At 59.5% G+C, this 11,395-nt stretch carries 6 protein-coding genes; 3 read left to right on the forward strand and 3 right to left on the reverse strand.

The window, feature by feature from the left end; all coding sequences use genetic code 11:
* The first annotated feature begins 331 nt into the window (after positions 1 to 331).
* Positions 332 to 5,572: a hypothetical protein gene (locus P9L99_02735; protein ID MDP8222250.1), complete on the forward strand. Its 5,241-nt coding sequence runs from the start codon at positions 332 to 334 to the stop codon at positions 5,570 to 5,572.
* Positions 5,573 to 5,668: 96 nt separating this feature from the next.
* Positions 5,669 to 6,685: a diacylglycerol kinase family protein gene (locus tag P9L99_02740; GenBank protein MDP8222251.1), complete on the forward strand. Its 1,017-nt coding sequence runs from the start codon at positions 5,669 to 5,671 to the stop codon at positions 6,683 to 6,685.
* Positions 6,686 to 6,703: 18 nt separating this feature from the next.
* Here P9L99_02740 and P9L99_02745 read toward each other — a convergent pair whose 3' ends face one another.
* Complete coding sequence (locus tag P9L99_02745) at positions 6,704 to 7,405, reverse strand: cytidylate kinase-like family protein (protein MDP8222252.1); 702 nt, start codon at positions 7,403 to 7,405, stop codon at positions 6,704 to 6,706.
* Between the two features lie 113 nt (positions 7,406 to 7,518).
* A complete protein-coding gene (locus P9L99_02750; protein ID MDP8222253.1) occupies positions 7,519 to 8,217 on the reverse strand; it encodes a hypothetical protein in 699 nt (232 codons plus the stop codon).
* A 141-nt stretch (positions 8,218 to 8,358) separates the two neighbouring features.
* On the opposite strand from P9L99_02750, the gene P9L99_02755 reads away from it, so the two are divergent.
* On the forward strand, positions 8,359 to 10,380 hold the full coding sequence (locus P9L99_02755) for a glycosyltransferase family 39 protein (GenBank protein MDP8222254.1): 2,022 nt from the start codon (positions 8,359 to 8,361) through the stop codon (positions 10,378 to 10,380).
* A 3-nt stretch (positions 10,381 to 10,383) separates the two neighbouring features.
* On the opposite strand, the gene P9L99_02760 is transcribed toward P9L99_02755, so the two are convergent.
* A complete protein-coding gene (locus P9L99_02760; protein MDP8222255.1) occupies positions 10,384 to 11,280 on the reverse strand; it encodes a MaoC/PaaZ C-terminal domain-containing protein in 897 nt (298 codons plus the stop codon).
* Positions 11,281 to 11,395: the final 115 nt, after the last annotated feature.

Below are 11,395 nucleotides of genomic sequence, written 5' to 3' on the forward strand. Positions count from 1 at the left end.
TCTCGTGCCGCATTGTGTAACACCGACGAGAAAGCGCGACCGATGGATACACGATTCTTGTATCCAGAGCGAATGAATTGTATCTATGTAACTGTTGATGTCAACCGCTATTCGCCAATAAATACGCAAAAAAGCAACCGATTTTCCCGTCTCTGATGCGTCGGGGAGGTTGACCATTTCGGCGGCAGGACCTTACGTGGAACCTTGTTGACCGACTCACGCAGGGCCGCAGATCTCGATTTGGCCCCGAAATTGCATTTTTGGTTGATGTCAAAGGTGTTTTCGCCGATATACTTACGTGAGGAAACCATTGCTTGGTCGACGATTGATGATGTTATTCACCAAGTTTCGCCTCGCCGGCTGCATTTTCTTGTTGTTGATCGGCGTGTCGTTCGTGGTGACGTGCGGCTATTCGTCGAAAAATGACAAACAAAATCAAGTAGATGACGATTCGGCACCCCTCGACGACGACACTCACGTAGTCGACGACGCCCTGCTTCCCGCCGGTGTCGGAACAGATCCGCCCTTTGACGTGTCGGCCATTATTCGTCAGGTGCATTTTGCCTTTCGATGGGAAGAAGATGCCTACTACGGAGGCCACTCCAACTATGGAGTGCGTGTCGCCGAGACCGGCGCGTTCAGCTTTTACCCAGGTTACGTCGATGACTCACCGAGCGGGGAACTTAACGCCGCGCCGCTGGTTTTGCATACCGATCACATTACGTGCGGACGGGTCGATATCGCCAATGCGCCGCCTCATCTAGAGTTGTCGCCCTCACAAAGTGTGTTGATTCGGCGCGGCGAGGTGACCGAGTGGTTGAGAAACACGACCGGGGGGCTCGAGCAAGGCTGGAATCTCGATCGGCGCCCGAGTGGCGACGGAGACGTGGTCATTCGCCTTCGTTGGTCGGGTCAGGACTACGTGGGCGAAACCGAAAGCGGCCTGCATTTCGTGGATCCGGACAACGGCCTCGGCGTATTGTATAGCACGGCGACTTGGATCGACGCCTACGGATCCGAAAGTAAAGTTCGTCCCCACGTTGTCGGTGATTTTATCGAATTGCGCGTTCCGGCCTCGTTGGTTGATCGGTCGATATTCCCGGTTGTGCTGGACCCTTTGGTGACGCCGGAGATCGACGTGGATAATCCCGCTTATGCGCCGGCCGCCGAAGCGCAGACGGCGCCGGAAATCGCGTTCAACGGTACGAACTACCTAATGGTGTGGGCAGACCGGCGGAATTTCGCTCTTTCCGGCTATGACATCTACGGCGCGCGCGTTAACGTTCACGGCGGCGTGCTTGATCCGGAAGGGCTGCCGCTGGTTACGGTTGCGGGAACTCAATTGGACCCCGCGGCGGCGTCGGATGGTCAGGATTTTCTCGTTACGTGGCAAGACTCGCGCTACGGGACTCTCGATATCTTGGCCCGGCGGGTATTGGCCGACGGGACGGTCTCGGACCCGACACCGATCAATATTTTTATCGGCGGCGGCCAACAATGCAGCCCCGACGCAACCTTTGGCGGCACGAATTACTTCGTTGTGTGGGATGACGATCGCTCGAGTTTTCCGGATATTTACGGGCAGCGAATCGCCACAGACGGCACGCGGCTTGACGGTAACGGCATTCTCATCTCCGACGCCAACGGCACGCAAAGCAATGCCCGCGTTGCCTTCGACGGCGACAACTACTTTGCCGTGTGGCAGGATTCCCGCTTTTTCTCGGTGACCGGCGAAGACATTTACGGGGCCCGGGTAGCCTTGGACGGCACGGTGCTTGATCCCAGCGGCGTCGTTGTTTCCACTTTCGCGGAGGTGCAGGAGAATCCCGAACTCGCATTCGGCACGACAAGCTACCTCGTTGCCTGGCAAGATCAGCGCAATGGCAACAGCGATATTTACGCGGCGCGGGTGAATATCAGCGGCGCCGTTCTGGATTCAACGGGTTTTGCCGTTTCCAATACTGCCGCGACCCAAGAGTTGCCGGTTGTCGGTTTCGATAACGTCAGCTTTTTGGTCGCCTGGGTTGATGATCGCAACGGTAACAAGGACATGTTTGCGACCCGCGTGACCAGTAGCGGGACGGTCATTTCGCCGTCGGGAATTGCGGTCAGCGAGGCCGCCGATATCCAGTCGTACCCCTGCTTGGCGTTTGACGGAACGCGACACCTTATGGCTTGGCAGGATTTTCGTGACGGCGGGACCACCAATTACGATATTCTCGGCGCTTTCATAAGTCACGACGATGTCGTCTATCCGCCCACCGGACTCACGTTTGCGACCCAGCGACCTGCCAACTTGGAGCAGTACCCGGCGGTCGCGTTCGACGGCACCAACTACTTCGTCGTTTGGCGGGACCTTCGATACGGCCACGACGTGGATATCTTCGGGGCGCGTATCACACAATCGGGCGACGCCATCGACTCGGCCGGCATCAACCTTACGTCTGCGGTCGGCGACCAGGAGTACCCCACCGTGGCGTTCGGCGACACCAACTACCTTGCGGTGTGGGAAGATCGACGAAGTGGCGTTTACGATATTTACGGCACGCGCGTTTCCTTGGGCGGAGACGTGCTTGACCCAGGCGGCATTCTCATTTCCGACGCCGTCGGCGAACAGCGCAAACCCGATGTGGCTTTCGACGACACGAGTTTCCTCGTGGCCTGGCAGGATCAGCGCGGTGGCGATACCGATATTTACGCGACGCAGGTTGATAATGACGGCGTCGTCGCGCACCCGGCGGGGCTGCTTGTTTCCGACGCCGCCAGCTCGCAGGAGTATCCCGCGGTGTGTGCCACGACCGGTATGTCATTGGTGGTGTGGCAAGACCTGCGTGTGGGCAATCACGATATTTACGGCGCGCGAGTCAACGCCGCCGGAACCGTCCTCGACCCCGCCGGCTTTGCGTTGTGTAGCGATCCCGGTATTGAAACGATACCGGACGTGACGTTTGACGGCACGAATTTTTTGGCGGTGTGGCAGGACCTTCGCGGAACCCGCAGCGACATTTACGGCGCGCGAGTCAACCTCGCCGGCAACGTGCTGGACGCCGACGGCTTTCTTATCTCCGGCGCGACTGAAAACCAAGAATTTCCCGCCGTTTCATTCTCCGGCGAATTCTCAATGGTTCTGTGGATTGACTATCGCGATTCGCTGCCCGATTTGTACGCAACCTGGATTCGCCCTGACGGGGTGGTCATGCTACCGGACGGCGCGCCGATCGATGTCACTGTCGGCGGCAAACTCGACCCGGATGTCGCTTCGGCCGGTGGCGGTCACTCGTTGATCGTATACCGGAAAAACGATGAGAACGGCATCGGCCGCGCCCGGGCCAGACGCGTATGGATTTACGCTACCGGCGCGGAGTGTAACGAAGACGACGAGTGCATGACCGGCTTCTGCGTTGATGGTTTCTGCTGTGGTACCGAGTGCGGCGGCAACAACCCGGATGACTGCCAGGTTTGTAGCGTCGCGGCGGGCGGATCCGCGAACGGGGTTTGCACTCCGTTGCCGGGGACGCGAATCTGCCGACCCAACGCGGATATCTGTGACGTACCCGAGTACTGCGAGGGGAGCGCGCCCGACTGTCCCGTCGACAGCTTCGAGCCGGCGACCACTGAATGCCGCGCCAGTACCGACTTGTGCGATACGGCGGAATTCTGTACCGGTGCGGGCGTCGCTTGTCCAACCGACGCCGTGGAGCCGATTACCACCGAGTGTCGTCCCGCCGCCGACCTATGCGATGCGGCGGAATTCTGCGACAGCGTCAACAAAGAGTGTCCCGTTGACGAACTGGAACCCGACACGGAAATTTGCCGCGATATGCAGGGGCCGTGCGATGTGATCGAATACTGTGATGGCGTGAGTAAAACATGTGCCACAGACGTATTCGAACCTGGTGCCACGGAATGCCGGCCCGCGGCCGACATCTGCGATGTGGCCGAGTTTTGCCCCGCTGACGGCCCCGCATGCCCCTCCGACGTCGTCGAACCGGTGACGACCACATGCCGCGCGGCGGTCGATTTATGCGATGCAGTGGAGCTTTGTGACGGTGTTGACGTGGCTTGTCCGCCCGATGAACTCGAACCGGTGACCACGGAATGCCGCGCTTCCGTCGATGTTTGCGACCTCGCCGAGCACTGCGACGCCCTTGCCAGCACGTGTCCCGCCGATAGCGTGGCGCCCGGTACGACTGAATGCCGCGCCGTGGCCGGCGATTGCGATGTGACCGAATTTTGTGACGGCACGACGGTCGTTTGTCCCGCCGATCAGGTCTCCCCCGACAGTTTCGAGTGCCGGGCAGTGGCCGACGATTGCGACATCGCCGAATCTTGTGACGGTCTCACGATTGACTGCCCAGTCGACGACTTCGCACTCGCATCCACCGAATGCCGGGCGGTGGCCGGCGATTGCGACATCAACGAGTTCTGCCCCGGGGACGGGCCGGCATGCCCGACCGACGAGTTCGAGCCCTCGACCATGGAATGTCGTGTAAGCGCCGACTTGTGCGACGCTCCGGAATTGTGCCCCGGTGACGGGCCGACTTGCCCCGATGACGCTGTCTATCCCGTGACCAGAGAGTGCCGGACGGCTGCCAGCGTGTGCGATGTTGCGGAATTATGCGACGGCGTTGCCTATGCGTGTCCGACCGATGAAGTCGCCGACGAGACGACCGTTTGCCGTGACGCCACGGATTTGTGCGACGCCGTGGAGTTCTGTGACGGTGCGTCAGTTGACTGTCCGGACGACGGAATGAGCCCGTCGGGTATTTTGTGTCGCGCCGTGGCCGGCATGTGCGATATCGAGGAACTCTGCGACGGGGAATCGGCGCCTTGTCCCGCCGATAGCTTTATGGAGTCCGGCGTTGAATGCCGCTCGGCTGCCGGCCTCTGCGACCAGGTTGAGGCGTGCGACGGGGAGGGGCCGCTTTGTCCGCCCGACCGCTACTACGATGCCGGGGTTTTGTGCCGCGGCCTCGCCCATGATTGTGACGGTCGGGAATACTGCGACGGTGTGTCTTTTTTGTGTCCGCCGGACGTGCCTGCGGCCGACGACATGTACTGCGACGACCAGGTTTTCTGCAACGGCGTCGATCGCTGCCGCGAAGGTATCTGCCAAGACCACCTCGGCGATCCATGTCGCGACAATCTGTACTGCAACGGTCGGGAAACCTGCGACGAGCAAACGCGGCAATGTCTCGTCGAGGACATCCCCGAGTGTGTCGACGACGGCCAGTGGTGTAACGGAGAGGAACTCTGCGACGAACAGTCTGATTCCTGCGGACACGCGTTCACGCCGGGAACCCGTTGCCCCGACGACGGCAACTGGTGCAACGGCGCCGAGTTGTGCAGTGAAGAGTTCGACCAGTGTTACCATGTCGGCAGCCCGTGCCCCGATGACGGCCTTTTCTGCAATGGCGAGGAAGCCTGCGATGAAGAGACGGACATGTGTGTCCCGGGGGAACTCCCATGCCCCCGCAATATGTCCTGCATCGAGGTAATCGACGAGTGCATCGAACCCGACGACGGGGACGGCTTCGATTGGGACCCCGACGTGGGGTGTGGTTGCCTCTAAAGCCGCTTGCCAAACGGACAAATCACGTGTTAATTGTCCGAATAGCTAAATGATCGTTTAGTAACCGTTGACTGACCGATTTTGCGGAGGGGCACCATGGGTCCATTTGCCGTGGCGATCAACATGAAGGCGCGGAAGGTTCGCAAGTCGACACTCGAAATGGTTTCGCAACATGTCGACGTCGAGGATATCTATGTTACCAGGACGATAGAGCAATCCGACCAAAGCCTCGATGAAATCATCAAGAAACGATACCCGCTGGTGCTGTGCGGCGGCGGCGACGGCACGGCGATGCGTATCATCGAGCAAGTACGAAAAAAAGTCGCTCGATTGAACAAGAAAGGCGGCGATTACCAGATACCGAGATTCGGGCTGTTAAAGCTTGGCACCGGCAACGGCTGGGCCGGCCAACTCGAGGTGCCGCCGAAAGTCGAGCCGATTTGGACCTTGCGGCAACTTCGCGGCGACGAACTCCGATTCACCCGGTTCAACATGGTCGAATCCGAAGGGCGACTCTTCCACTTCGGCGGCTTCGGTGTCGACGCGATGATCCTCAACGAGTACATCGAACTGAAGAACAAGTTTCAGACCGGATTCATGTGGAAAGTCTCCAACAGCTTGGCGGGGTATCTTTGGGCCACGTTTGTTAAGGCGGCGCCGCGGATTGCGATCAGCAACTGGAAAATGCCGGTGCGCATCTACAACAATTCCGACGAGCCGGTATACAGCGTCAATCAGGCGGACGGCGCGTGTCGAACGGAACACAAAAAGGGCGATCTCCTTTACGAAGGCAGCGCGATCATGGTGGGCGTCGGCACGACGGAAAACTTCGGTTTCAACCTCAAGGCCTACCCTTATGCCTGCACGAAGGAAGGGTACATGCAACTACGTGTGGCGCAGGTTTCGGTGGGCGAACTCTTGCCGCACATGAGCGCCGTCTGGCAGGGCAAGTGGGACAGCGACAACATGATCGACTTCCTGGTCAAAGACGTCACTGTGGAGTCTGATACCGACCTGCCGTTTCAACTCGGCGGCGATCCGGAAGGATATCGGAAGAAAAGTCGTTTCGTCGTTTCCGACTTCATGCCTGAGGTGCTCGACTTCCGGCGCTGATTTTTGGGTATCGGAAAGTTACTTTCGCAGAAGCGTGCCCAGCGCCGCTTGAGCGATCTCCACACCATCCTCAATCGTTAATCGTCCGGTGTTGATCACCAAGTCATAGTTAGCCGGATCGTCGATTGCCTCGTTGAAATATTTGCGAATGAAAGCCTTGCGGTCGGCGTCGGTCTTGTTGACGGATTTGGTCGCGTTGTCGATCGACATTTTCATTTTGGAGGCGATCTTCTGGATGCGTTGTTCGATGGGCGCAATAACGCGGATGCGCAAGCTGTAAAAGTACTCTTTGCGGTTCAAGACGAAGTTTCCGCCGCGGCCGACGACTACCGCGTGACCGTGTTGGCCGATGGTGCTCAACACTTTCAACAGATGCTTGAGGTAATCGTCCAGCCAAAGATGGCGGCGATCGGACCAATCGGCCATCCAGTCTTCCATCACCGACCGCCAGCGTTCGTCCACGCTGGCCACGACCGCCGCGCTGACCTTTGCGCTGTCGGCGATACGTTGTACCAACGCTTGATCGAACAAATCGAAATCAAGCGCGTCGGCCAACACGTGCGCCAAGCGGTTGCCGCCGCTGCCGGCTTCACGCGAAATACAAATGACGGGCGGGCGATGCTGTATCGAAGGTTTCTCATGCCCGGTTTGCAGATTCCACTTGCGGATCTGTTTATTAACGATTTCGTCGAACGAATGCGGCTGGTTTTTCCCCGGCATGGCGGTCCTCCCTTAGGCTGAGTTTGGGAGGAAAGGCTGACGCATACAGGCTTCGAGAATCAGCTTCCCATTTCCAGGAATACCGTAGTTATTCTGACAATTCAACACCGCGCTTAAAACACGGCGAACCCTAACACCAAGCTCAACTTTGTCGTCAAAAGGCTGCCGCTGGTGTTGACGTTCCAGAAGTCGCCCGAGTCGGCCGTCCCGGCGAAGCGTTGGTTGGCCAGCGCGAGCGAGCCGCCCAGGACGAAATTGCTCGCGAAACGATACGTGGAACCGATCGTCGCGTCAAAGTAACCGGCGCCGAGTGGATCCGACGTGGCGTCCTCGTCCTCGTAGTCCACGCTGAACCGCATGCGTCCACCACCGAGGTGAGCCATCAAGTAAAGATTCGTACGTTCCGCCGCGCCGAGAAACCATTGTCCGCCCAGACCGACAGCCAGGTGCCAATAGCTGAAACGCAAATCCTCGCCGTCGATAACTTCTCCGGCTTCTTCCTCAAATCGGCCGTTGCCGCCGCCGAACATACCCGTCGCCGAGATGATGAAATGTCGCCCGCTCGTCGGCATGAAAAAGGCTTCCGGCGTCAAGCCCCACGCGCTCACACTCTCGATGGCCGCTTCTTCCTTATAGTCGAGCAAGCCGCCGAAACTATCCCATTCCAGCGTCATGTTGCCGAAACCGGCGGCAACTTCGGGGCGGAAGGTCATGACGAACCATGGCTGCTCGGATTGTGCCGCCGCCGTCATCGGCCAGGCCGCTAGTATCACCAGAAAAGCCGCCAACATTGTCCAATGCCGTTTTTGCACGTCATGCTCCCATCTGCGATCGTATGATTGGTTCGCTCACCACAAAACATTGCGCGAACCGTCGCCGAAACCAAATTAACGCACCTCGCCGCCGTCGATGCAACATGGTATTTTGGCGGCACTTTCAAACGGAGTCTCTTCGTGCGTTTACGGCCCCTATGTTGGCTTGCCGCTTTGTTGCTGCCGCCGATCTGCCTCGCCGTGTGGCTTTGGCCCGCCTGCGGCCTTGAAGCGCAATACCAGGTTGTGCGCGACGATCAGCAGGTTCCCGTGGCGCAAATTCGCGATGCCAATCTGTACTTCGTAAAGCGGCAGATCTTCCAAGGGCCGGCGATGCTGCGATGGGACCCACGCCGCCATGGCGACAACGACGAAGTGCCGAAGCTGGCCGTCACGTGGACCGGTTATCTACGCGTCCCGCGCGAGGGGCGCTACGAATTTCGCTCGCAAAATAAAGGGCGACTGGACGTGACAATCGCGGAGGGAGATTCGTTTCGCCTGGAACGCCGGCGGGTTGCCGCTCGGGACCTGGAAAGTGCTTCCTACCCCTTCCGCGCCGAATATCAGGGGAAAGACGGTCCCTTGCTTGAATGGCGTCGCGGCAGCGAAGACTTCGTTCCGCTCCGCGGTCGTTTTTTCTATCGTCAGCCGCCGCTGCCTTTCGCGCCGTGGCTCACTCTTTTCGCATTCGGCGCACTTTTGTTGGCGGAGGTCATCGTTCTGGCCCGCTGGAGGCCAACGGTCACCCAGGAACTCACCGCGTTTATCGTTGGGAATGGTGCTTGCCTCGCGTTGGTGTGCCTACTGTTCGTCGTGTTCGGCACGCGCTTTTACAAGTATGATCGCTTGCCGTTTCCGAATGAAACCGCCGATGAATACAACGTCACGCTCAACGGCCTGCACCTCCTTTTCACGGGTGTGCCGGGCACATGGTCGCAGTTGCCCGCCTACCGTACATCCCAAACTAGGCACGAGCGGCTGTTCGGCGACGATTTCCGGATCGTCTTTCCCTTTTTCGATCATCCGCCCGGGCTGGCTTTGTTGGTGGGATCGTACCTGGCCTTGCGCGGTGTCGATTTCGCCGCGCGCTACGACCACTACTTCATCCGCCAAACGCGGTTGCTGCCCATCGCCGCGGCCGTCCTAAACGCCCTGCTGCTTTACTTTTTTGCGGCCCGGGTGTTGCGGCGACGCTCGCTCGCGCTGCTGGCCGTCGCCTTCTTCGCGCTGTATCCGACGGCGGTGTACGCCGGCCGCTTGGTGAAGAGTGAAAATTTCCTCATCGCCTTTTTTCTCGGCACCATGTTGCTGCTCTTGCGCTATCTGGATACCGGCCACCGCCGCGCCTTGATTGCCGCCGCCGTGCTCGCCGGGCTTAGCTGCACCATGAAAGTGACCGGCCTTTCGGTGGTTGGGGCCGCCGCCGTGGTTCTGCTGCTTGAACGACGCTGGCGCGCGGCCGGCCTGGTTGCGGGCGTTGGCGCCGGCTTCTTCCTGCTCTTTTTCGCGTACGGCGCGTTCTACGACTGGGATACTTTCTGGCGCGTATTACAGAACCAACAGACACGCCGTTTCGGCGCCGCCGGCCACGGCAATCCGCTCAGCACACGCGGCTTGTGGTCGCTGATCGTTTCCAACGGCATCGCCCATAAGAAATTCGGTTCCTTGACCCACGTATGGTTCTGGCTGGCCCTGGCGTGGTTCTGGGTCGACGCAGCCCGGCGGAAAAGTCGGGATATCCGTTTCTCATTTGTCGTCTGGCCGCCGCTCGTGTACCTCGTGTTTATGGCGATCACCATGGGTTCGGACAAATCTTTCGGCTGGTACCGCATTCCCTTGTTGCCGTTCATGGCTGTCGCCGCGGCTTGGTACGTGCGGGAAATGGTGCGGGAGGCCAACGTTCCGCTGGTCGCCTTCTTCTGTTTGCTGCCGCTGGTCGACTCCCTGTACTGGGGATATTTCGTGCCCGCCACCCAGTACCCTTGGGGCTATCGCCTGGTCAACGTGTTGCCCCTCGGCCTCTTGGTCCTGGCGCACTTGCTGCCGCCGCCGAAGCGACACGCCGCCGTTCGCGGCATCGGTGTCGTGGCGGTTCTGACGACATTCGTGTTCATGGCGCTGGCGATCGCCAATCGCTGGTATGTCTATACGGTGCAGTATTGAGAGCTATTCGACCTTCGCGAATCCGTGGCTGATTGCTGCCGCGCCGCGACCGTTGGTCACGCGGAAGCCTAGAAGCGTCCGCTCGTCGGCACTTTCGCGGGCGGTCATTTCGATACCGATCTCGGAATCCGGCGCTACCATCCCGACGAAACGACAGGCCAGTTCTTTGAGCCGAGCAGGTTGGCCGCCGGCTTCACGATTGACGATCTCCCGGGCGGCTTTGGCCAGCGTCGCCGTGCCTTGCAGAATGATGTCGGGTAAGCCGACCGTCCGCGCAAAACTCGTCGACGTATGAATCGGGAAGACGATATCTGTGCAACCGTCGTAGAGGAAGGAAGCTTCCCGAGAGATGGGTTCTTCGACGCGCCATAAGGCGGAACTTGATTCGGCGAGCGGCGGGATGTGCGGCAAGTTGTTCTTTCCCTTGGGCCCGTCGGGACACGATACGCCCCGAAACAGCGGCGTGCTGAACTCCGTAAAAACCGGTTCGCCGTCGCGATCGCGGGCGTCGATGTGCAAGTACAGTAGAGTACCCGCCTCGATCGGCACCAGAGCCGCACATTCACCGGTGAGTGTCAGAACGTCTCCGGGGCGCACCGGCCGGTGAAAAATCAGGTGCTCCTGCGCGTGTACCATGCGGGCAACCACTTCCGGCGGCATCAATTCGCCCCATTGCTGAGGCAGATCCACGGCCAGCGGCCAGGTTAGGGCCACGGCAAAAAGCGGCGGCGCGACGAGGCCGGCTGGTTGGCTGTCGTCCAGATACATGGGGTTCGGATCGGCCACGGCTGCGGCGTAGTTCGTAGTATCCCGCCACGTAACCTCGCGGGTGATCGAGCGGAGCTTGCGGCCGACCAACGCGGTCGATAGGGCGAGCTCTTCCGTTGCTTTCTGGGTCATATCGCTCTCGTCCTTCCTCGGTACGTCGCCGGTAACATAGCCGATGCGCGAGACGGGTCAATCCACATTGCGCGATATCGAAGCTTTGCTAAGATGACGCCACTTCCCGATCATT

Source organism: Candidatus Lernaella stagnicola (assembly GCA_030765525.1).
GTDB classification, from domain to species: Bacteria; Lernaellota; Lernaellaia; order Lernaellales; family Lernaellaceae; genus Lernaella; species Lernaella stagnicola.

Excerpts from the sequence above, each read along its gene's own strand:
- P9L99_02740 (MDP8222251.1), top strand. The coding sequence starts at position 5,669 with ATGGGTCCATTTGCCGTGGCGATCAACATGAAGGCGCGGAAGGTTCGC.
- P9L99_02745 (MDP8222252.1), bottom strand. The coding sequence starts at position 7,405 with ATGCCGGGGAAAAACCAGCCGCATTCGTTCGACGAAATCGTTAATAAA.
- P9L99_02735 (MDP8222250.1), top strand. The coding sequence starts at position 332 with ATGTTATTCACCAAGTTTCGCCTCGCCGGCTGCATTTTCTTGTTGTTG.
- P9L99_02760 (MDP8222255.1), bottom strand. The coding sequence starts at position 11,280 with ATGACCCAGAAAGCAACGGAAGAGCTCGCCCTATCGACCGCGTTGGTC.